The sequence below is a fragment of the Prauserella oleivorans genome (assembly GCF_042685745.1).
Taxonomy (GTDB): Bacteria; Actinomycetota; Actinomycetes; order Mycobacteriales; family Pseudonocardiaceae; genus Prauserella_A; species Prauserella_A oleivorans.
On sequence record NZ_JBHUNT010000001.1, the window covers coordinates 3,661,797 to 3,683,018 of the forward strand.

The following is a 21,222-nucleotide window of genomic DNA, read 5'->3' on the forward strand; positions in this document are numbered from 1 at the left end:
CGGTCTCCCGGCGGTCACAGCCGCCAGGAGACCGCCTCGTCCGGCTGGTAGCGGCAGTACGTGCCGGTGGAGACGGTCGCCCGCAGATGTGCGGCGAGCTGGGGGTGGCGATCGTCGAGCCGGCGCAGGGTGTCGCGAATCCGCGCGGTCACGGTCTTGCGGGCGCGTTCCGCCTCGTCGCCGAGCCGGCGGGTGCGGCCGCCGAGTCCCGCCGCGGCGCGGAGCTCGTGCAACAGCGCGGTCCGTTCCCGGTCGAGGGCGGCGGCGCGGTCGTCGTCGCCACGCAGGGTTGCCTGATCGATCTGGTCGTCGAGCCGGTCGATGCGGCGCTTGTACTCGGTCTTGGCGACATCGTCGAGGACGGCGTCGCCGCCGAGCCGCTTCGCTGCCACGACCTGCTCGCCGCCCTCGGGGTTGAGCAGGGTCACGGCGGCGACGTCCGTGCCCGGTCTGCTCAGCAGGTGGTGCAGATCGCGCAGGCCTTTGGCGTCGGGCAGATGGACGGTGTGCCCGTTCATGGTCAGCGTCCACGCGCCGTCGGCGAACCGGAACTCATGGGCAGCGCCGGAACCCGCACCGTCCACAGTGGCGCGCAGCCGGTTGATGACGGTGGCCGCGTGCCGCATGCCGAGCGCGGTGGCGTCACGCTCGGTCTCGTCGAGCAGACCGGCAGCCGCCACCGCGTCGCCGGGGCGCCCACGGCACACCCGCGCGGCGGCGAGACCGACGCGGGCCTCCACCGACCACGGCCGGGCGTGCATCGCGTCCGCGGAACGGCGGGCCTCGGTGAAGCGGCGGACGGCGTCGTCCCAGCGTTCCTCGGCGGCGTCGATCGCCGCGAGCCAGTAGGTCACCGGGCCACTGACGTCGAAGCCGAACAACGCCACGAGGTAGCCGCCCTCGAGCGGCGTGAGCGCCTCCCGCGCGCGGCGGCACAGCTCGGCGTCCCGGGTGGTCGCGGCCGCCTGTGCCAGCAGCCGGAGCGCCAGGGGTCGGATCTTGCGGGAGAAGCCGTCGAGATGGTCGCGCCGGTCGGCGAGCAGCCGCAGCGCGGGCGCCGTGTCGCCGTCCCGCAGACGGGTGATCGCCTCGAGCAGAGCGGCATGCCGTCGCTGCGGGAGCCGCGGCGAGGCGTGCAACGCGGCCAGCTCGTCGGCACGGCCCTGGAGGTAGAGGATCTGCCAGCGGATATGATCGAGCATCGAGCCCAGGTGTGCGTGCACCTCGTGCTCGGTGTCGGCGAGCAGTTGCGCGAGGAAGGCCTCGGCCTCGGCGAACCGCCCCGTGAACGTGGCGATGACCGCCTGATCGACGAGGGCACCGAGCGCCATGCGGGTCCGCTGCCCGGCTTCGGCCAGCGCGACGAACCGGTCGAGGCGGTCCCGGTAGCGCGGGTCGCCCAGCTCGAGGAGGGCGACCCACTGCAGGGACGTCGCGTACTGCTCGGCCTCGGTGTCGCCCGAGCGGCGGGCCACGGTGATCAGCTCGTCGGTGAGCGCCATGCGCTCCGCGGCCGTGCCGGGTCCGAAGATGCTGTCGTGCAACGTCCACAGGCTGAAGCCGAGAGCCTCGTCGTCGCCACCGCGGCGGGCCCGCTGGGCTATGCGCAGGGTGAGCTCCGCGGCCAGCTCGTGGGTCGGCAGGTCGGCGGAGTGGGTGTCGCGCAGCAGGGCAGCATGTGCCTGGCGCAGGAGGTCGGCGGCGGCGCGGGAATCGGCCGACCACCCCTCCGCGCGGTGGGCGGTGACCGCCACTCTGGCCAGCGCTTCCGGCTCGCTCAGGTCGCGGGCGTAGGCCGCCACGTCGGCCAGCACCTCGCGGGCCTCCTCCGTGTCTCCGCTGTGGACCAGCTCGCTGAAGAGCTCGAGGGAGAGCTGGAGCCGCATCGGGTGGTCCGTCCGGGTGGCGAGCTCGACACCGCGCCGGTAGTGCGCGAGCGCCTCGTCGAACGCCATGCGGCTCGCGGCCTGTTTGCCCGCGGCCAGCAGTAGATCGACGGTGCGGTCGTGGCCGACCCGGTCGCCGGCCTGGTAGGCGTGCCGGGCGAGGTCGGCGGGCGGCAGCCGCTCGGCCAGGCCGGGGGAGTGGTCGACGGCGTGCACGACGGCCGCGTGCCGCTCGCGGCGTTCGTCGTCGCCGAGTGCGTCGTACAGCGTCTCCCGCACGAGGTCGTGGGCGAAGCCGAACACGCCGCCACCCCGGGCGACCACGAGGCGGGCGCTGATGGCCCGATCCAGCAACCGGTCGACCTCCGCCACCGGCGCGGGAACGCACGCGGCGAGCACCTGGCGGTGGAACTCGCGGCCGAGCACGCACGCGCTGCGGAGCAGACGCGCGACCGGGCCGGGCAGCAGGGACAACCTGCGGCGTACGGCGTCGCGGACACCCGGAGCGATCGCCGTCACCGTGCCCCCGCTGTGCCACAGCCGCGCGGTCTGCTCGACGAAGAACGGGTTGCCGCCCGTGCGCTGATGGACCTCCGCGACGACGTCCTCGCCCGGTCGCTCGCCGACGGTCCGCGCGATGAGCGCGCCGACCTCGTCCGGTTCCAGCCCGGTCAGGGTGACGGTCGTCGCCCGCGGGAGCAGCGCGAGCAGCAGCGGCTCCAGCGCGTGGCCGGCGGCCTCCACTTCGGCGTCCCGGTAGGTCCCGACGAGCAGGACCCGCTCGAACCAGGCGTGCTGGGCCGCGAACTCGAGCAACCGCAACGAGGCCGCGTCGGCCCAGTGCAGGTCGTCCAGCACGACCACCACCGGACGTGCCTGCGACACGGCGACGAGCGCGCTCGTCACGGCGTCGTAGAGCTCGAAGGCCCCGACACGGTCCTGAGCCGCCGATTCGCCGAGCAGCACACCCAGGCCACCCCGGGCCGCCCGCTCCGCGGAGGCCCATTCCTCGCCGGATGCGGCCCGCCGGAGTGCACGCACCACCTGCATCCACGGCCAGTAGCCCGGCGCGGTCTCGGACTCCCAGCACGACGCGCCGAGCACCAGCGCTCCCTGGCGCCGGGCTTCCTCGGCCGCGTCCGTGACGAGTGTCGTCTTGCCGATGCCGGCCTCGCCGGTGACGAGCACGAGCCCGCCGTGACTGGACGCCGTGCGCGCGACCTCGGCACGCAGGACCGAGGCCGGGTGGTCCCGGCCGATCAGCAGGGCAGGTCGCGTCACGGTGTCCATGTCGTCTCGACCCTAGCGAGTGCCAGGGACGAAACGCGCGGATTTCTCCGTCAGGCCGTGCGGAAGAACCGGTCGAGCACGCGTGTGCCGAACCGCAGCGCGTCCACGGGCACGCGCTCGTCCACGCCGTGGAACAGCGCCGAGAAGTCGAGGTCGGCGGGCAGCTTCAGCGGAGCGAAGCCGAAGTTGCGGATCCCGAGCTTCTGGAACGCCTTGGCGTCGGTGCCGGCGGAGAGCATGTACGGCAGCGTGCGCGCGCCGGGGTCCTCGGCGGTGATCGCCGCCGACATGGCGTCCACGATCGGGCCGTCGAACGTCGTCTCGACAGGGGGCAGCTCCATCCACTCGCGCTCCACGTCCGGACCGAGCAGCTCGTCGAGCTCGCGGTCGAACGCCTCGAGCCGACCGGGGAGGATCCGGCAGTCGACCGACGCCTCGGCCACGGACGGGATCACGTTGGACTTGTAGCCCGCGTCGAGCATCGTGGGGTTGGCGGTGTCGCGCAGGGTGGCGCCGATCATGCGCGAGATGTTGCCCAGCTTGGCGACCGCACCCTCGATGTCGTCCTCGGGGAAGTCCCAGCCGGTGATCTCGGTGACGCCGGCGAGGAACTCGCGCACGGAGTCGGTCAGCACCAGCGGGAACCGGTGGTTGCCGAGCTTGGCGACCGCCTCGGCGAGCTTGGTGACCGCGTTGTCGCGGTGGATCATCGACCCGTGGCCCGCCGTGCCGCGCACCCGCAGCGTCATCCAGCGGATGCCGCGCTCGGCTGTCTCGACGAGGTAGGCGCGCACGTCGTCCTTGAGGGTGATGGAGAACCCGCCGACCTCGCTGATCGCCTCGGTCGCGCCCTCGAACAGCTCCGGCCGGTGGTCGACCAGCCACTGCGCGCCGAACTGGCCACCTGCCTCCTCGTCGGCGAGGAACGCGAAGATCATGTCGCGCGGGGGCACGATGCCGTGGCGCTTGTAGTGACGGGCCAGGGCCAGCGTCATGCCGACCATGTCCTTCATGTCGACCGCGCCGCGACCCCACACGTAGCCGTCCTCGACGGCGCCGGAGAACGGGTGCACCGACCACTCCGCGGGGTCGGCGGGCACGACGTCGAGGTGCCCGTGCACGAGCAGCGCACCACGGGAGGAGTCGGCACCGGGCAGCCGGACGATCACGTTGTGCCGGTCACGGCCACCCGACTCGACGTAGTGGATCTCGTACCCGACCTCGGAAAGCTTCTCGGCCACGTACTCGGCGGCGGCCCGCTCGCCGACGAGCGTGTCCGGATCGCCGGTGTTGGTCGTGTCGATGCGGATGAGCTCGCTCGTCAACGTCACGGCCTCGTCGGCAGCGGCCTCGATCAGGTTCGGTTCGGTCACCCGACATTCCTACCATTGATGCAGGTGAGGCATGTGGGGACGCCGAGGCGGACCCCCCGATGCGAGCGCCGGGGAGCGTCCGCTACTCTATTCCGCAGCAAGTCCGAGTGGCGGAATGGCAGACGCGCTAGCTTGAGGTGCTAGTGCCCGTAAAGGGCGTGGGGGTTCAAGTCCCCCCTCGGACACACGTAGTACCTGCACGAGAACCGGCTGTCGAGGAGGCAGCCGGTTTTTGTGGTTTGAGGCTGTTCCTACAGATCAGGGCGTGGTTGGCCGGTCAAGTGAGGTGTTCGTCGGCAGTACCTGCATGCGGTGGGTGCGCACGAACAGCCGCGTTCGGGGCGCGTGCCCGAGTACCGGCTCACCGTCAGCTGCGTTTCGGGTGTGCCCACATCGAGGCCGTTGGCGGACTCGTAGGGGAGCAGCCGGTCAGGGGCGCCAACGGGCGCGCTGGCGATCGATGCGCCTCGCGGACCGTACTCGCGGTCACTGGCTCAGCTCCCGCCGCGGCTGGGCCGCGCTACCCAGCCGCTGATACTCCTCCCGGAGCTGCCGTTTGAGGATCTTGCCGCTCGCGTTGCGCGGGAGCGTGTCGACGAACACCACATGGCGGGGGCACTTGTAGCCGGCGAGATGCGCGCGGCAATACGCGATCACCTCCTCCTCCGCCACGGCGTGCCTGGCGTCGCGAACGATCACCGCGCATGGTGTTTCGTCGTACTTCGCGTCCGGCACGCCGACGACCGCGCATTCCACGATCCCGGGGTGCTCGGCGAGCACGTTCTCGATCTCGGCGGGATAGACGTTCTCCCCGCCGCTGACGATCATGTCCTTGAGCCGGTCGATGATGTAGATGTAGCCGTCTCCGGTTATCCTGGCCAGGTCGCCAGTGCGACACCAGCCGTCCACAAAGGTCTGCGCGGTTTCCTCGGGCTTGCCCCAGTAATGCCCGCACACCGATGGACTGCGCAGCCACAATTCGCCGTCGGTGTCCGGCGGAACCTCGGTACCCGTCACCGGATCGACCACTTTCGCCTCCGTCAGCGGCAACGGGCGACCGACGCTCGTCGGATGTCCTTCGAGCGCTTCTGGAGACATCACGGTGGCCATGCCGCCGCCCTCGGTCAGCCCGTACGCCTGCTCCAGCCTGAGGTCGGGGAAGCGAGTCCGGATCGCGTCCACGGCCCAACGCACCAACGGTGACCCGCCGGTCAGCAACCGGCGCCAGCTCGGCAGCTCGACGTCGTCGAGCTCAGGCCAGGACATCAGCTGATAGATCAGCGCGGGTACCAGGAACACGTCCCGCACCCGATGCTGCGAGATCGCCGCGACCACGCTCTCCACGGTGATGCCGGTGGAGCGCATCACCACGACGTGCCCGCCCCGGAACAGTACCGGAAGCAGCCAGTCCTCGAACCCACTGACGTGGAACATCGGCGTGGTCGACAGGTGCACGGCGGACTGGTCGTAGTTCCAATACAACGCCTGCATGGCGGCGAACCACACCGTGTTGCCGTGTGTCCACAGCGCACCCTTGGGAAAACCCGTGGTTCCTGAGGTGTACATCAGCATGCACGGCGTGTCGACATCCGGCTCGGCGACCTCGGGCTCGGTCGCGACGGCTTTCTCCAACACCCGCTGCGGCAGCATGCCTGCGACCCCGTCGACCTCGTCGACCCCCGGATCGAGCACGAACCGCACCACGGTCCGAACCGGAGTCTCCTCCAGCACGGGCTCGATCCGCTCGACGAAGCGGCCGTGCACGCAGAGCACGCTGGTACCCGAGTCGGCCAGGACGTAACGTAGCTCATTCGCGGTCAGGCGCCAGTTCAGCCGGACCGCGATGGCGCCCAGTCTGGTGATCGCCAGGTATAGCGCGACGTACTCGAGGCTGTTGCACATCAGGATGCCGACTCGGTCGCCTGGCCGCACACGCTGCTCCCACAAGCCGTTGGCATACCGGCGAGAACGCTCGGCGAGCTGGGCGTAGGTCCAGGTATCCCCGGACTGCAGGGTCAGCGCAGGCCGCTCGGCAGCTCTGCCACGAGCCCGTTGCAGCCACTGCCTGGTGATGATCCCGGTAAACACACCGCTCCCTTACGGATCATGCGACTAAACCGTGCAATAGGGTTTTCGCGTAGAGTTTGCCGACCTGCTCGGCATCCAGTTTCCCGCTCGTCCGGTACCATTGGTATGCCCACGCGCTCATACCGATGATGCCGAACGCGAGTACGCGGCTGGACTCCACGTCCTTGAATACGCCGCTGGCGATGCCCCGTTCGATGATATCGACGATCTTTTTCTCGAATGTGTCGCGTTTCTGTTTGACGTTGTGGAAGTGATGCAGCCCGAGACGGCGGCGTTGCTCGAAGAAGACCGTCATGTACGAGCCGTACTGCTCGACACTGCTGATGATCATCTCAACGGCTTGGGTCAGCGCCTCTCGTGGGTCGTCCTGCTCACGCTCGATTCTGGTAAGCGCATCCAGCTCTTGTTGAATGAAGATGTCGTGGATGGTCAGCAGAATCTCTTCCTTGTTCTGGAAGTGGTGATAGAACGCCCCTTTCGTCATCCCGATGCTCGCCATGATCTTGTTGACCGAGGTGGCCTCGTAGCCGTCGCGCTCGAACAGCTGCACCGCGGCGTCAAGGATCATCTGCCGCACATCACCGGTCTGCACGTGGACGTTCATCGACATGAGAGGACCGTAGCTCAGACCCAGTCTCGGGTCGGCGAGCGCCACGGCGGCCATGCCTCGTCCAGCGTCGGGTCCTCTACCGAGAGATGGTGGAAGCAGGACTGGCACTTCGTCACCATCTTCGGCCCGATGAAGTTCGCCACCGGGTACCGCCGCACATCGGCGGACCCGCAGCTGGGGCAGCTCGCCGACACCGGTTGCCGGCTGACCTCCAGCCTGGACTCCTGCGGCCGAGGGAACAACAGCCTGTCGACTCCCATGGTGCCTCCTGTTCCTGTCTGGCTAGCGGATCCATTCGACCGGCGCCGCGTCCGGCGGTGACCAATCGCCCGCATCGCGTTGCTTGGCAAGGGCACGGCGCAGCTCGGCCGTGCCTGACTCGTCGAGTACGCCGTCGTCCACAACGACGCCGTAGCCCTTGGCCGCGAACTCGGGGCTGTGCAGGCCGTTGCGCACGTCCGCGAGGACCTTCGCGGGGTCGCGACGCAGCGGGTCGCCCCAGCCGCCGCCACCACCGATGACGAATCGCATCGCCTCACCCGGCTTGAGCACGATCTGGGACAGCTTGGCCGACCGGTGCGTGGCGCCGTGGCCGAACCGGCCTGCGCCCGGGTCCGGGATTCCCTCCTCGTTGAATGTGCCGAACAGTGGCTCGGCATTGCGAATGTCGGTAGGACGCAGGTTTTCCGCAGGGTCGAACGACGGCAATCGCCAGCCGTAGAGCGGCATGCCCCGGCCGCCACCCTGAGTGCCGGACGCGCCTCGACGGGCGCGGTCGCCGGTGATCGTGAGGACCGTTTCGGATAGCGTGCCCACCGTGTAAACGCCGCCGAAGCCGCCCCGGTATTGCCCGACACCTGCCGAGTCCGGCATGATCTCGTGCTGCCACACCACGAGGGGGCTCTCCCGCTCGGTGTGCTCCTGCACCGGGGTCCGGCAGTTGCCGATCGACAGCAGGCAGAAGCTCAGGCCGTCACTGCGCCAGGTACCACCCCAGCCGCCTCCGGGGACGATGAACGTCGCCCATGGGTTGCCCTCGCGGCCCGGCCTGGTGTCGATACCGCCGATGCTCAACCCGGACGCCGTGCCGGAGTCGCAGCCTATCGAATGCGCACCGGCCGCCTCGCCCACGGCCTGCGTGACCATGTTGACGATGCGGCCGCCCACGTCCATGTGATTCGAACAGCTCGACGGCGGTAGCACGCAGACCGCGCTACCCGGCGGCAGCAACGCCTCGATTGGGCGCAGCGTGCCGCTGTTCACCGGCGAGGCCGGCTCGACGATGAACTTGATGCCCTCGATACACCGTGTGCTCTCGATCCACGCGGTGCCGACGTTGCCCAAGGGCTGGCGGCCGGTCCCGGAGTAGTCCACCTCGATCGAGTCGCCGCGTACCTTCACGGTGGCGCGCAACGGGATCGGCTCGTCCTCGACGCCGTCGTCGTCCAGCGAGTCCTCCGCCACGTAGTCGCCGTCAGCAAGCTCGGCGATTCCGGCGCGCATGGCCCGCTCGGTCATGTCCATGCCGTACTTGCCACCGGCCACGACCTTGTCCGCGCCGTACTTGTCCAGTAGTGCACGGATCCGCTGCTCGCCGATCACCAAACAGCCGTACAGCGCGCGGACGTCACCGAGCACTGCGGCCGGGACGCGAACGTTCTCCAGCAGGTAGTTGAACACCGACTTCACCGGCTTGTCCGCGGCGTAGAGCAGCGTCGGCGGAAACTTCAGCTGCTCCTCGAAGTGGGTCTGCACGCCGTTGGCGAACCCGCCGGGCACGCTGCCACCCAAGTCCACCACGTGCGAGGTGGAGTGCAGCACGAACTTCGCTTCGCCGTCGACGAGCACCGGGCGCAGCAGGTTGATGTCGGCGCAGTGGATAGCGCCGCGCCACGGGTCGTTCACCAGAATGGTGTCGCCGTCACGCAGCTCCTCCTGCCACTCGTCCATGGTGAAGTTGCAGATGTGCTGGGAGGTAAAGGCATGCTGCATGCATCCCTCCCAGGAGGCGACCATCTCCCAGCCGTGCTCGGTGCGCATGTGGATGGCCGCGGTGCAGTCCATGACATCCCGCACGACTGGGGAGAAGGCACTGCGCATCAGGCTCTGGTGCATGTCCCTGGCCGCCTCGATAAGGCTGTACCGCAGGGTTTCCAGCTCGATCAGTTGCTCGTCGTCGAGTGCGGCCGTTGGCGCGGTGGTGCTGTGTTGTGTCATCGGCTCGTCCTTTGTTCAGCGGAGGGCAATCTGCAGGCTGCCCTGCTCGTCGACCTGGGCAGTCGAGCCTGCGTCGAGCAACGTCGTGGCGTAACGTTCGACGACCACGGCAGGACCGGAGACCTCGTGCTTGATCGGCAGGTGTTCCCGTTGGTAGACGGGCGTTTCCGGATGCTCGACGCCATCGAGGAGCAGGGTGGTGTGGCCGAGCAACGGGTCCGCCTCCGCCGTTTCCTTGGCCATCCTTGGCTGGGCATGCCGCCGCGCGACGCCGGAGACCTCGATCGTGGTGAGCATGATGGGGAGTTCCTCCGCGCTGAAGCCGTAGCGCGCCCGGTAGAACTCGTGCACGTCGGCGATCATCTGCTGGATCCGCTCTGCGCTCAGCTCTCCGGTCTCGAGCGGCAGCCGGTTGTCCCAGGTCTGGCCCGCGTACATGGCGTTGTACGCGCGCTCGAACGCTACCCGGGACTCCTCGACGCCCTGACGCCGCAGGTCGGCCCGCACTGACTCTTCCAGCTCACGGAACTCATGCTCCAATGTGGACGCCGAGTCCGGGCTCAGGGTCATCATCGGCGAGCGGGCCTTGGTCGAACGCAGGTCGCTGGACAGCAGACCAAAGGCGGAGTATTCGCCTGGGCCTGCCGGGATCACCACCGAGCGCAAACCGAGCTCGCGCGCCACCCGCACCGCGACCATCGGCCCCGCTGCGCCGAAAGCGAGCAGGGAGAACTCTCGGATGTCCACGCCACGGTAGGTCGAGATGGATCGAATCGAGCCGGCGATCTCCGAGCAGGCCAGCCGGTAGGCGCCGTCGGCCAGCCCGGTGACGGTCATGCCAAGCTGTTCGGACACAGTCGACAGAGCGCGCTCCGCGGCGGCGCGGTCCAGCTTCAGGGCGCCACCCGCGAACTGCTCCGGCTGCAGTATGCCGAGCGCGACGCAGGCGTCGGTCAACGTAGGACGTTCGCCGCCGCGGCCGTAGGCGGCCGGGCCGGGCGAGGAACCTGCGGACTCCGGGCCGACCCGCAAGGTGCCCAATGAGTCGAGGTGGATGATGCTGCCCGCACCGGAACCGACGCTGGTCACGTCGACCACTGGCATGGTCATGGTCAATCCGTGCTCCACCGACCACAGGTCGGTCAGCGGCGTGGCGCCGGAGCGCACGACCGCCACGTCCGAGCTGGTGCCGCCGACATCGACGGTGAGCAGGTTCGCGTGCTGGCTCGTGCGTGCCACGTGCACTGCGCCGCTGACGCCGCCCACAGGTCCGGATACCAGCTGGAACACCGGAGCTTTGGCGGTCTCGGCCACCGAGCCGACACCGCCGTTCATCGTCATGATCCACAACGAGCCGGTGAACCCGATGTCGGCCAGCCCGTTCTCCAGCCTGCGTAGGTAGCCGGTCACGATCGGGCCGACGTAGGCGTCCAGCGCGACGGTCGTGGTCCGCTCGCTTTCCTTGGTCACTGGATAGACCGCGGAGCTTTGCACGTACAGATCCGGGCACTCCTCGCGCAGGATCTCGACGGCCTGCTGTTCGTGCTTGTCGGTCAGGTAGGCGTTCAGGAAGCAGACCGCGACGGATCGCACGCCCTCCGCTCGCATCCGGCGGGCGGCCTCGCGGACACTGGCCTCGTCCAGCGGAACCAGCTCGTTGCCGTTGTAGTCGATCCGCTCGGTGATCCCGTAGCGGTCCTGTCTCGCGATGATCGGCCGTTCCTGATGAGGCCTGAGCCAGGTCGGGTCATAGAACCGGGGACCGAACTCCCGGTCCATCCGGCCGATGTCGAGCAGGTCGCGATGCCCGTCCGTGGCCAACAGCGCGGCGTGCGCACCGCGCCTGCTCAGCACGGCGTTGATCCCGGCGGTGTGCCCGTGCACGATTTCCTCGATCTGTTCAATCGGGATTCCGATCTCGCGCAAACCCTGCAACACACCGAGTTCCTGTGCGTGTGCAGTGGTCAACACCTTGTGTTCGCGGGTTTCACCGGTGCCGGTGTCGACCGCGACGAAGTCGGTGAACGTTCCCCCGACATCGATTCCCAGCCACCACCTGGGCTTGGTATCCGACGGCTTCGTCACTGTTCCGGCTTCCTTTCCTGCGTGCCGGCGGCCGTCCCGCCGGGATCGATGGCGGCCGAGCCCACCCGTGCGGGGCTGTCCGCCGGTATCTCGTGCACCACGGACTTCTGGCCGGTCGAGCCGTTGCTGAAACCGGTCAATCCGCGTGCCGCCGGGTCGCCGCCACGTAGCACCGGGGGCAGTCTGGTGCCGGTGGCGCGCACGCCACCGTCGACGACGATCGTTTCGCCGGTGATGAAGCGCGATTCCTCGCTACCGAGAAAGCGGACGACGGCGGCGACGTCCTGGACGGTGCCGAACTCAGGCCATGGCTGGACGTCGTGCAGCGCCTGCCTGGCGTCTCCATCCGCCGGCCGGGTCATGGGCGTGGGAATGAACCCTGGGCACACCGTGTTGACCCGTATGCGGTGGGGGCCGAGTTCCGCGGCTGCGGTGAAGCCGAGGTTGACCACCGCGGCCTTCGCGGCCGAGTACGCCTGCGGCCCGGCTCCACCGCCGAGCCCGGCGATCGAGGCGATGTTCACGATCGAGCCGCCGCCGTCCTGGCCGAGCATCACCCGAGCGGCGTGCTTGACGCCGAGAAAGACTCCCCGGCACAAAACCGCGAAGGTGCGGTCCCAGTCCCGCACATCGATTTCGACCAGTGGCCCGAACGCGCCGCCGACCCCGGCGCAGTTCACCATGCAATCGAGGCGGCCGCTGGCGCGCACCGCCCTGCCCACCGCGGCCGCTACCGCGGACTCGTCCGAGGCGTCCGTCTCGACGAAGTCGACGGAGGCGCCATCTCCGGACAACTCGGCGACCAGTGCTGCCCCGTTCTCGGCGTGCAGGTCGGCGGCCACCACGTGCCAGCCGTCGGCGGCGAACCTGGTCAATACCGCCCTGCCGATGCCGCTGGCGCCACCGACGACAACGAGCGTCGGTGTTTGCCGGGGAACTCCGCGTTCCTGATCGGTCATCAGCATCGTCACTCCATCTCGTCATTGAGAACTGGCGTGTACTAATCGGGCTGTTATTGTGATTTGGAGACATACCGAGCGGTACGATCAGGCATACCGGAGGGTACGACGAGTCATTACACAGGTCAATAACCGATCGTGGGACTATCATGGAGGGCATCGATGCCGACCACTGTCGACCGCAGCACCAAGGTGGAGCCCGAGCGTTTGCGCGCCGCTGTGGCCGCGGCGAACCTGCCCACCCTGCTGATGGTGCTCTACCAGCTCACCGGCGATCGGCGATGGCTACGGGCCCCCTATCGTCCCAGCCGGATCAAGGGGATGAGCGAGCACAACCTCGGCGGTTTCGACGAGCAGGTGCAGCGGGAGATCCGGGAGGCAGCGGTGGACGCCGTGTTCGCCTGGTATGCCGGGACACCTGCGGCAGTGCCGGCACCCACCGGTGACCTCCTGGTCGAGATGATGAGCACCAGTGTCGGTGAGCCGGTCCCGCCGGAGTACGAACCGATGATGGCGCGCGAGATGGGCTTCGTGCCGGCCGCGCCGCGCAGGCCGGAAGTCGACCATCCGGACAACGATTTCTCGGTGATCGTGATCGGTGCCGGGATTTCCGGTCTGATCGCCGCGCGCGCGTTGCGGCAGGCCGGCATCCCGTACACGGTACTGGAGAAAAACCGCCAGGTCGGCGGCACCTGGCTGGAGAATCGCTATCCTGGATGTGGCGTCGACACGCCGAGCTATCTCTATTCATTTTCGTTTTTTCCCAAGCAATGGTCGACCCATTTCGGGAAACGCGACGAGGTCGTTTCCTACGTCCAGCAGATGGCAGCGGAGCACGACCTGCTCGGCTCGGTCGACTTCGGCATCGAAGTGTTCGCCGCGTCCTACGATGAACGAGAGCGCCGTTGGCTGGTTCGGGCACGTGACGAGCACGGCCGTGAGCACGCCTACCGGGCGAACGCGGTGATCAGCGCGGTCGGCCAGCTCAACCGGCCCCAGTTGCCGGACATTCCGGGGATGGGCCGGTTCCGCGGCGAACTCTTTCACTCGGCCCGCTGGCCACGGGATCTCGACCTGCGTGGCAAGCGAGTGACGGTCGTCGGCACAGGAGCCAGCGCGATGCAGATCGTCCCCGCAATTGCCGACGACGTCGCACAGCTGACGGTGGTCCAGCGTTCCCCCCAGTGGGCCGCACCCAACGACAAGTACTTCGCCCCGGTGGGTTCGGACGTGCACTGGCTGATGGAGAACGTGCCCTATTACCACGAGTGGTACCGCTTCCGCCTGGCCTGGACGTTCGGCGACAAGGTGCACGAATCGTTGCAGCTCGATCCTGATTGGCCGCACCAGGATCGGTCGGTGAACGCGACGAACGACGGGCACCGTGCCTTCTTCACCCGCTATATCGAGCAGCAGATGGAGGGGAGGGAAGACCTGCTGCCGAAGGTGGTGCCGACGTATCCGCCGTTCGGCAAGCGAATGCTGCTGGACAACGGGTGGTTCGCGACGCTGCGACAGCCACACGTGGAACTGTTGCACGACCGGGTGGCCGAGGTGACCGAGACGGGCTTTCGCGCCACGAACGGTCACGAGCGAGAGACCGACGTGTTGGTCTTCGCCACCGGCTTCGAAGCCAAGCGACTGCTTTATCCGATCGATCTACGTGGGCGCTCGGGCCGGTCGATCAGGCAGCTCTGGGGCGACGACGACGCACATGCCTACCTCGGCATCGTGACTCCGGACTTTCCCAACCTGTTCATGCTGTACGGGCCGAATACCAACCTTGGTCATGGCGGCAGTTACATCTGGATCTCAGAATGCCAGGTCAGGTACGTGATCGACCTTCTGTGTCAGATGATCGAACGACGCATCGCCGCCGTGGAGTGCAAGGCCGAGGTCAACGACGAGTACAACCGGCGCATCGACGAAGCGCACGCCTCGATGATCTGGACCCATCCCGGCATGGACACGTGGTACCGCAATAGGCGCGGTCGCGTGGTCACGAACATGCCATGGCGGATCGTCGACTACTTCACTATGACCCAGCAGGCCGACCTGTCCGACTTCCTGGTCGAGCCGGACCAGCAGAACCTCCGGGAGCGTTCGGCATGACCGGCGCAGAGGTTCCGCTGTCCCAGTGGGGACGCCGGCTCAGCGACACGATCCGTGACAAGTTGGCCGAGGGTGACACTGCGGCGGCCCTCCGGCTGATCGAGTACGGCGACGGCCAGACCAAGTCGCTGGCCAAGGAGTACGCGTTGATGTACCGGGGCCTCGGCTTCACCGTCCGGGTGATCCTGGACGCACTGCGGATGGACGAGAACGACACCTCGGGAGCGGGCGCAGCAGAGCTGGTGCATCAGTTTCGGGGTCGGTTCACCGAAGCGATGCACCAGGCATGGGCGGACGCGCCGCCTGTCCCGGGGCCCGTCGGGTCCCCGGCCGACGAGGCGAGAGAGTGCCGCGACCTGCTGGAGTGGGGCGAACGCCGGTTCGACCGTGAGCAACGTGAACTCGCCGAGCAGGTGTCCCGATCAGTACACAGTGGTCAGTTGGCCAGGGCGCGAGATCTGCTCGACCGGAAGGAACGGGGCCAGTTCGTTCCGCTGCATGACAGGCTCGTCCGCATGATGGCGGAGTCGTTCGCGTTCGTGTTCGGCGAGCAGGGTGCTGACGGCCTGCTGCGCTTTCACACCGAGGTCGCGCATGCTCAGCGCGCCGGCTTCGACAGATGGGAGGCAATGCCCACAAGGGATTTCGCCCACGCCTTCACCTTCCTGCTCAAGCAGCATATGGGCACTGTGGAAGTTCGCGAGGAGCCGGACCGGTTCGTGCTCGACCAGCAGCTGTGTGGCAGTGGTGGGCGGCTGATCCAGGACGGCGCCTATACCGGGCCGACGCCCTTGCCCAGCGTGCCGGGCAACCGCGTGCTCGGCGCGGGGCGCGACGTGCTCCCGGTCTACTGCTCGCACTGTCCCGCGTGGAACACCCACGCACCACGGCAGTGGTACGGGCACCCGCACGTCCGGTTTGCCGACCCCGCCCGGCCGGACGGGTCGTGCACGCTGCACATCATGAAGCGGGAGCGGTAGGCACGGCGACGCGCTCCGTTCCGCGAAGCCGGCAACGGCGGCATGTCCAGGCGGTCCGGCCGATCGCCAGCGAGCGGGCCGAGTTGGCGGAACCGCTCGATCGACGAGCGCCGCGGAAGTGTGCGGAAACCACGTAGCAGCGAAGGCCACCGCCTCGGAAACGGGTCGGGTTTTGGTCGTGGTGACCTCGCAGCCACCTCCTCGACGGCTCGCTCGGGCCGCGATTCGACCCGTACGCACATCGCCGACAGCAGGATCGGTTCCCGCGGGTTAGGGGAGCGTCACTCCGGTGAAGCGTGCCAGCTCGTCCAGAAGCGCGTTCCGGAAGCGCGTCGAAACGGCGGATGTGGGCTCCTCGAGTCGCCGGTTGTGCCAGTAGCCGCCGCCGGTGAGGGCGCGCGGGTCGTCGCTGGTTCGGCCCCGGCTGGGTCCCCACGAAGATGGGCTGGCCGGCGCCCGGACGACCTGCGGCTCGGACACCTCACGCACGAATGGCTCGCCCCGGTGTGGACGACAGAGCCCATCGGGCCCAGCTCATCGGGCTGCTCGGCAAGGGGGGTGGTCAGCGCCTTCGACACTACCCACGCTCGCGCACTCCTGGAGGGTCCCGACAGAACCTCCCGCCGGCCTGGCGGCGGTGGTTTACTGGATCGTGAAAGACATCCGAACGGACCAGTGAAGGACCTTGATGACTGCTGTGCACGCCTACATCGCCCGATCCGCGACCGACCCGCTGGAGCCGGGGACGATCGAGCGACGTGCGGTCGGCCCCAAGGATGTGCGCATCGACATCCGCTGGGCCGGAATCTGCCATTCCGACATCCACACCGTCCGCGGTGACTGGGGCCCGCAGCCGTACCCGCTGACCGTGGGACACGAGATCGCCGGTGTGGTCGCCGAAGTCGGTTCCGAGGTGACCCGCTACCAGGTCGGTGACCGGGTCGGCGTCGGGTGCATGGTCAACTCCTGCGGCAAGTGCGTCAACTGCCAGGCCGGTGACGAGCAGTACTGCACCGAGGGGATGGTCGCCACCTACGGCGCGGTCGATCGCGACGGCACGATCACCCAGGGCGGCTACTCCACCGGGGTGGTCGTAGACGAGGACTTCGTGCTGCGCATCCCGGAGGCGATCCCGTTCGAGAAGGCCGCGCCGCTGCTGTGCGCGGGCATCACCACCTACTCGCCGCTCAAGCGGTGGGGCGCCGGTCCCGGCAAGAAGGTCGCGGTCGTCGGCATGGGTGGCCTCGGGCACATGGCGGTGAAGTTCGCGCACGCCATGGGCGCGGAGGTTACCGTGCTGTCCCGGACCCTGAACAAGCGCGAGGACGGGCTGCGGCTCGGCGCCGACCACTACCACGCCACCAGTGACCCGGAGACGTTCGAGACCCTGGCCGGCCGGTTCGACCTGATCCTCAACACCGTCAGCGCCGCGATTCCGGTGGATGCCTACCTCGGGCTGCTCGCCGTGGACGGTGCATTGGTCAACGTCGGTGCGCCGGCCGAGCCGCTGAGCCTGCAGGTCATGTCCCTGATCGGTGGGCGCCGCTCCTACGCCGGGTCGCTGATCGGCGGCATCGCCGAGACCCAGGAAATGCTCGACTACTGCGCCGAGCACGACATCGCCCCCGACGTCGAGATCATCCCCGCCGACCAGATCAACCAGGCGTGGGACCGCGTCCTGGCCTCGGACGTGCGGTATCGGTTCGTGATCGACACCAGTACTCTCGCCGCCTGAGCCGAGAGCCGCTTGCGGGTGCGGAGGTGGCGGAAGCGCCCCCGCACCCGGCCGGACCGATCCAGCGTGGACCGGATGAGCACGAGGACGAGGTACGGGAGTTCCGGACCTACCGGCGCGCGCACGTCAGCGCCGAGCGGGCCGGGCTGTCCGACGGTCGGCGGGGACCGGCGTGTCCGGGCCTGCGGTGGGACGAGGTCGCCCGGCTCGCCCGGCGTCAGCCTCGGCTGCTGCACCCGCCTGGAGCGGGGCAACATCCGTGGCGCGTCGGGAAGCGTGCTGAACGCGATCGCGCAGGCGCTGCAGCTCGACGACGTGGAGCCGGAGTACTTGTTCGACCTGGCCCGCACCGTGCCCGTCCCGGCCCGCAACGCGAAGAGGACCAGGCCCCGCGTGCGGGCATCGGTCCGGCCGGTCCTGAACACGATGAGTGTTCCGGCGGTCGTGTGGAACCACGGCAGGAGCTCGTCGCCTCGAACCGGATGGGGCGAGCCCTCTTCGCACCCGCACGTCGACGCCGCGCGGCCTTTCACCGAATCAACGGTTTCCCGGGCGATGCGCAGGTCCCGCAACACCCGCCTGGCGGGTTCGATCAATCCGGTCCATTTCCACCCCGGCATCACCTCGCCACTGCGCGAGGCGGACCACACCCTGCTGGACCGGGTGGTCGTCCGCGAGAACAGCGAAGGCGAGTACGCCGGTCTCTCGGCGGACGCAACCTGTCGGGCCGTGGTCCGGGCAACGAAGTGGCTCCCCAGACCGCGCTGTTCACCGACAAGGGCTGCGCACGGATCATGCGGTTCGCCTTCGAGGTGGCCCGCAGCCACCCCCGCACGAAGGTGCCGTCGGTGACCAAGAGGCAACGCGCAGCAGCACGGCATGGTGCTGTGGGACGAGGTGTTCGCCCGCGTTGCCGCCGACTACCCCGACGCGGAGGCCGACAGCGTGCTGGTCGATGCGATGGTCGCCACGTTCGTGCTGCATCCCGAAGACCTGCCGGTGGACGTGGTGTCCAACCTCACGCCGACATCCTCTCCGACCTGGGGCCGCGCTGGCCGGCAGGCTCGCGCGTCGCGACCAGTGCGAATCTCAACCCGGATCGCCGGTTCCCGTCGATGGTCGAGCCCGTCCACGGCTCCGCGCCCGACATCGCCGGTCGCGGCGTGGCCAACCCGATCGGCGCCCTCGGCAGTGCCGCGCTCATGCTCGACCACCTCAGGCTGCCGAGGCGACCCGGCTCCACAAGGCCATCGAGACGACCACGGCCGCCGGTTGCCTCACGCCCGATGTGGGCAGCACGGCCACCACTCAGCAAGTCGTCGACACCATCATCGGCAGCCTCACGTCCTGACCGCTGAGGACCTGCGCGTGGCGCTCGGCGGGTGGGTGATGTTCCGGATCATTCCGCTGTGCGCCAGGGGGTTCCGGAGCGTGCAGTCGCGGCTCGGTGGCAGATCCCAGGCGGTGGTGGTCTGGGCTAGAGGACCCACAACGACGTGGAGAAGTCGTGCTGCGCCAGCGCTCGTGGGACCGCGTCGATGGATCGGTCAGGCAGAAGGTCGGTGTCCGAGCTCGTCAAATCCTCGAAGACAATGATTTCGACGGGGTCGTCCGCGGCAGGCTCGTTGTTCTCGTGCCCGTTGACGCCACCAAGCCTTTGGTGATGGAGCTCGCGGCGCAGCCGAATGCCATCAGTGACATTCTCATTTCCTGGCATTCGAACTCTCGTTTACCCGGGTCCGCCGGGTGTTTTCAGGATTCTTCTGGGCAACGTGGCTTGTCCGGAGTCCAGTCGGGACGGCGGGTCACGTCGGACATGTCGTGGCGAAAAGCCGTTGGAAACCGGCTTTCCCGGTTTATTCGGCGGTCCATCCGGGTTACCATATTCGACTATGTCGGAGGGTGGGCTGGACACCGTCGTTCCTCCCGGCATCACGCGTCATTGGGCGGTGGTGTCGCCATGATCTGGGAAATGCTGGCTCTGGGCTTTGTACTCAGCCTCGACAATTTCCGGGTGGCGATCGCGCTCGGTACTGTCCCGATCAGTCTGAAGCGCGCGGTGCAGGTCGCCCTGACCTTCGGGCTGTGGGACGCGATCATGCCTCTGATCGGGCTGTTGATCGGTCGCGAGATCGGGGAGTCCGTCGGAGCCGTGGCCGAATGGGTCGGCGCGGGCGCGCTCGGCGCATACGGCCTCTACCTGCTGATCTCGGCCCTTCGCAAACCGGAGCCGGACGAGCTGGACCACCCGTGGGCGCTGTTCGGCATTCCGTTGACCCTGAGCCTGGACAACCTGTTCGCCGGGGCGAGCCTGGGGATCCTGGGGTTCCCGCCGTGGTTGTCGGCCGTTGTCTTCGGCGCCATGACGGCGGTGATGTCACTGATCGGGCTGCGGCTCGGCAGGGTCGCGGCGCGCCTCATCCGGGTCCGGTCGGACGTGCTGGCCGGGGCGACCCTGATCATCGCCGCCGCGGCACTGCCGTTGCTGTTCGGCGATTAGCCCCTTCGGCCCGGTGCGGGCGGGGGACCAGCGGAAGCGCGCCGGCCCGCGAATCGACGTTGGCGGTTCGGACCGCGTCGGCGACCAGGTCGTGGTCGGGGGAGAGGTGGCAGACCGGGTCGGTGCGGGCGGCGTCGCCGGTCAGCAGGAACGCCTGGCAACGGCACCCGCCGAAGTCGACCTCCCGCCGTGCGCAGCTCCGGCAGGGCTCCGGCATCCAATCCGTACCCCGGAACGCGGTCATCACCGGGGATTCGGTCCAGATCCGCTCCAGTGTCTCCTCTCGCACGCTCGCCCGCGGCAACGGCAGGGGTCCAGCGGCAGGGCAGGGCAGGACATCGCCGCTCGGTGTCACGGTCAGCTGCCGCGAGGCCCAGCCGCCCATGCAGGGCTTGGGGTAGCGGCTGTAGTAGTCGGGGAGGATGTAGATGACCTCCATGCGGTCCCGCAACCGCTCACGGGCGGCCCGTACGACGGCTTCGGCCGCCTCGAGCTGGGCCCGGCTCGGCAGCAATGCGGCACGATTGCGCCAGGCCCAGCCGTAGTACTGGGTGTTGGCCAGCTCCAGCCGGTCGGCGCCCACCTCCTCGGCCAACGCGAGGATGTTCGCGACACGGTCGATGTTGTTCCGGTGCAGCACCACGTTGACGGTGAGCGGCCAGCCCAGCTCCTTGACCACGCTCATCGCCTCGATCTTGCGTTCGAAGGACGGCGTCCCGGCGATCCGGTCGGAGGTCGCCGGCTCGTCGGCCTGGATGCTGATCTGCACGTGGTCGAGGCCCGCGGCCCGCAACTGCTCGGCCCTCGGCCGCGAAAGCCCGACTGCGCTCGTCACGAGGTTGGTGTAGAGGCCGAACTCGTGGGCGTTCGCCACGATGTCCACCAGGTCGCGACGCAGCAAAGGCTCGCCCCCGGACAGGTGGCACTGCAGGATGCCGAGGTCCGCGGCCTCGGCCAGCACCCGCCGCCACTCGTCGGTGGTCAGCTCGTCGGCGTAGTCGGCCAGGTTCAGCGGGTTGGAGCAATACGCGCAGGCCAGCGGGCAACGATAGGTGAGCTCCGCCAGCATCCCGAACGGGCTCTCCGGGCTACCCATGGGCGAGCTCCACGCAGCGCCGGGCGACGAGGCGGGCCAAGAAGCGCCGCACCTCGTCGTCGGGGACGGTTCGATAGCGCTCGCCCAGCTCGGCGACGATCTCGGCCACCGTGTGCCGCCCGTCGCACAGCTGCAGGATGTCCGCGCCGCTGACGTTCAGCACCACCACCGTCTCGGGGAGCTGGAGGATGTGCCGCTGCCGGGTTCGGCTGAAGCTCAGCCGCACATGGCGCGCCAACCGGGGCCGGTCCGAACCGGACACCTCGCCGAGTCGGGACATGGTTGCGGTTG

At 68.5% G+C, this 21,222-nt stretch carries 15 protein-coding genes and 1 tRNA gene; 6 read left to right on the forward strand and 10 right to left on the reverse strand.

Annotated features, from left to right (window positions below; all coding sequences use genetic code 11):
- Positions 1-14: 14 nt before the first annotated feature.
- The gene (locus ACFSZT_RS17985; RefSeq protein WP_377390528.1) at positions 15-3,176 is read right to left on the reverse strand and encodes an ATP-binding protein; all 3,162 of its coding nucleotides are present in this window, start codon (positions 3,174-3,176) and stop codon (positions 15-17) included.
- A gap of 50 nt (positions 3,177-3,226) precedes the next feature.
- The gene (locus ACFSZT_RS17990; RefSeq protein ID WP_377390530.1) at positions 3,227-4,549 is read right to left on the reverse strand and encodes a M20/M25/M40 family metallo-hydrolase; all 1,323 of its coding nucleotides are present in this window, start codon (positions 4,547-4,549) and stop codon (positions 3,227-3,229) included.
- 101 nt (positions 4,550-4,650) lie between these two features.
- On the opposite strand from ACFSZT_RS17990, the gene ACFSZT_RS17995 reads away from it, so the two are divergent.
- A tRNA-Leu gene (locus ACFSZT_RS17995) sits at positions 4,651-4,734 on the forward strand.
- A 301-nt stretch (positions 4,735-5,035) separates the two neighbouring features.
- Here the strand turns inward: ACFSZT_RS17995 and ACFSZT_RS18000 are convergent.
- The 6 genes from ACFSZT_RS18000 to ACFSZT_RS18025 are packed head-to-tail and all read right to left on the reverse strand — an operon-like array spanning position 5,036 to position 12,514.
- Positions 5,036-6,637, reverse strand: coding sequence for a class I adenylate-forming enzyme family protein (locus tag ACFSZT_RS18000; protein WP_377390532.1), 1,602 nt, complete (start codon positions 6,635-6,637; stop codon positions 5,036-5,038).
- A gap of 16 nt (positions 6,638-6,653) precedes the next feature.
- Positions 6,654-7,247, reverse strand: coding sequence for a TetR family transcriptional regulator (locus tag ACFSZT_RS18005; RefSeq protein WP_377390534.1), 594 nt, complete (start codon positions 7,245-7,247; stop codon positions 6,654-6,656).
- Positions 7,248-7,261: 14 nt separating this feature from the next.
- Positions 7,262-7,507 (reverse strand): hypothetical protein, encoded by a 246-nt coding sequence (locus tag ACFSZT_RS18010; RefSeq protein ID WP_377390536.1) that lies wholly within the window; start codon positions 7,505-7,507, stop codon positions 7,262-7,264.
- A 22-nt stretch (positions 7,508-7,529) separates the two neighbouring features.
- The gene (locus ACFSZT_RS18015; protein WP_377390538.1) at positions 7,530-9,464 is read right to left on the reverse strand and encodes a hydantoinase B/oxoprolinase family protein; all 1,935 of its coding nucleotides are present in this window, start codon (positions 9,462-9,464) and stop codon (positions 7,530-7,532) included.
- A gap of 15 nt (positions 9,465-9,479) precedes the next feature.
- Positions 9,480-11,549, reverse strand: a complete 2,070-nt coding sequence (locus ACFSZT_RS18020; protein WP_377390539.1) for a hydantoinase/oxoprolinase family protein — start codon at positions 11,547-11,549, stop codon at positions 9,480-9,482.
- The gene (locus ACFSZT_RS18025; RefSeq protein WP_377390541.1) at positions 11,546-12,514 is read right to left on the reverse strand and encodes an SDR family NAD(P)-dependent oxidoreductase; all 969 of its coding nucleotides are present in this window, start codon (positions 12,512-12,514) and stop codon (positions 11,546-11,548) included. Before ACFSZT_RS18025 ends, ACFSZT_RS18020 begins: the two co-directional genes overlap by 4 nt.
- Positions 12,515-12,670: 156 nt before the next feature.
- On the opposite strand from ACFSZT_RS18025, the gene ACFSZT_RS18030 reads away from it, so the two are divergent.
- The 5 genes from ACFSZT_RS18030 to ACFSZT_RS18050 all read left to right on the forward strand — a co-directional run bounded on the left by ACFSZT_RS18030 (position 12,671) and on the right by ACFSZT_RS18050 (position 19,835).
- Positions 12,671-14,620 carry an NAD(P)/FAD-dependent oxidoreductase gene (locus tag ACFSZT_RS18030; protein WP_377390543.1) on the forward strand — a complete coding sequence of 650 codons (1,950 nt, stop codon included), beginning with the start codon at positions 12,671-12,673 and terminating at the stop codon, positions 14,618-14,620.
- Entirely contained in the window at positions 14,617-15,600 is a 984-nt protein-coding gene (locus ACFSZT_RS18035) for a hypothetical protein (RefSeq protein WP_377390545.1), read from the forward strand. The genes ACFSZT_RS18030 and ACFSZT_RS18035 overlap by 4 nt, the downstream gene beginning before the upstream one ends.
- 685 nt (positions 15,601-16,285) lie before the next feature.
- A complete protein-coding gene (locus ACFSZT_RS18040) occupies positions 16,286-17,335 on the forward strand; it encodes an NAD(P)-dependent alcohol dehydrogenase (protein WP_377390547.1) in 1,050 nt (349 codons plus the stop codon).
- Positions 17,336-18,129: 794 nt separating this feature from the next.
- Positions 18,130-18,693: an isocitrate/isopropylmalate family dehydrogenase gene (locus ACFSZT_RS18045; protein WP_377390549.1), complete on the forward strand. Its 564-nt coding sequence runs from the start codon at positions 18,130-18,132 to the stop codon at positions 18,691-18,693.
- A 149-nt stretch (positions 18,694-18,842) separates the two neighbouring features.
- On the forward strand, positions 18,843-19,835 hold the full coding sequence (locus ACFSZT_RS18050) for a manganese efflux pump MntP (protein WP_377390551.1): 993 nt from the start codon (positions 18,843-18,845) through the stop codon (positions 19,833-19,835).
- Here ACFSZT_RS18050 and pqqE read toward each other — a convergent pair.
- Together pqqE and pqqD are read right to left on the reverse strand one after the other, a co-directional pair.
- Positions 19,795-20,931 carry a pyrroloquinoline quinone biosynthesis protein PqqE gene (pqqE, locus tag ACFSZT_RS18055; protein ID WP_377390553.1) on the reverse strand — a complete coding sequence of 379 codons (1,137 nt, stop codon included), beginning with the start codon at positions 20,929-20,931 and terminating at the stop codon, positions 19,795-19,797. The two genes, ACFSZT_RS18050 and pqqE, sit on opposite strands and share 41 nt — an antisense overlap.
- Positions 20,924-21,211, reverse strand: coding sequence for a pyrroloquinoline quinone biosynthesis peptide chaperone PqqD (pqqD, locus tag ACFSZT_RS18060; RefSeq protein WP_377390555.1), 288 nt, complete (start codon positions 21,209-21,211; stop codon positions 20,924-20,926). Before pqqD ends, pqqE begins: the two co-directional genes overlap by 8 nt.
- Positions 21,212-21,222: the final 11 nt, after the last annotated feature.

Excerpts from the sequence above, each read along its gene's own strand:
- ACFSZT_RS17985 (WP_377390528.1), bottom strand. The coding sequence starts at position 3,176 with ATGGACACCGTGACGCGACCTGCCCTGCTGATCGGCCGGGACCACCCG.
- ACFSZT_RS18005 (WP_377390534.1), bottom strand. The coding sequence starts at position 7,247 with ATGTCGATGAACGTCCACGTGCAGACCGGTGATGTGCGGCAGATGATC.
- ACFSZT_RS18010 (WP_377390536.1), bottom strand. The coding sequence starts at position 7,507 with ATGGGAGTCGACAGGCTGTTGTTCCCTCGGCCGCAGGAGTCCAGGCTG.
- ACFSZT_RS18015 (WP_377390538.1), bottom strand. The coding sequence starts at position 9,464 with ATGACACAACACAGCACCACCGCGCCAACGGCCGCACTCGACGACGAG.
- ACFSZT_RS18025 (WP_377390541.1), bottom strand. The coding sequence starts at position 12,514 with ATGCTGATGACCGATCAGGAACGCGGAGTTCCCCGGCAAACACCGACG.
- ACFSZT_RS18030 (WP_377390543.1), top strand. The coding sequence starts at position 12,671 with ATGCCGACCACTGTCGACCGCAGCACCAAGGTGGAGCCCGAGCGTTTG.
- ACFSZT_RS18035 (WP_377390545.1), top strand. The coding sequence starts at position 14,617 with ATGACCGGCGCAGAGGTTCCGCTGTCCCAGTGGGGACGCCGGCTCAGC.
- ACFSZT_RS18045 (WP_377390549.1), top strand. The coding sequence starts at position 18,130 with ATGCGGTTCGCCTTCGAGGTGGCCCGCAGCCACCCCCGCACGAAGGTG.
- pqqE (WP_377390553.1), bottom strand. The coding sequence starts at position 20,931 with ATGGGTAGCCCGGAGAGCCCGTTCGGGATGCTGGCGGAGCTCACCTAT.
- pqqD (WP_377390555.1), bottom strand. The coding sequence starts at position 21,211 with ATGTCCCGACTCGGCGAGGTGTCCGGTTCGGACCGGCCCCGGTTGGCG.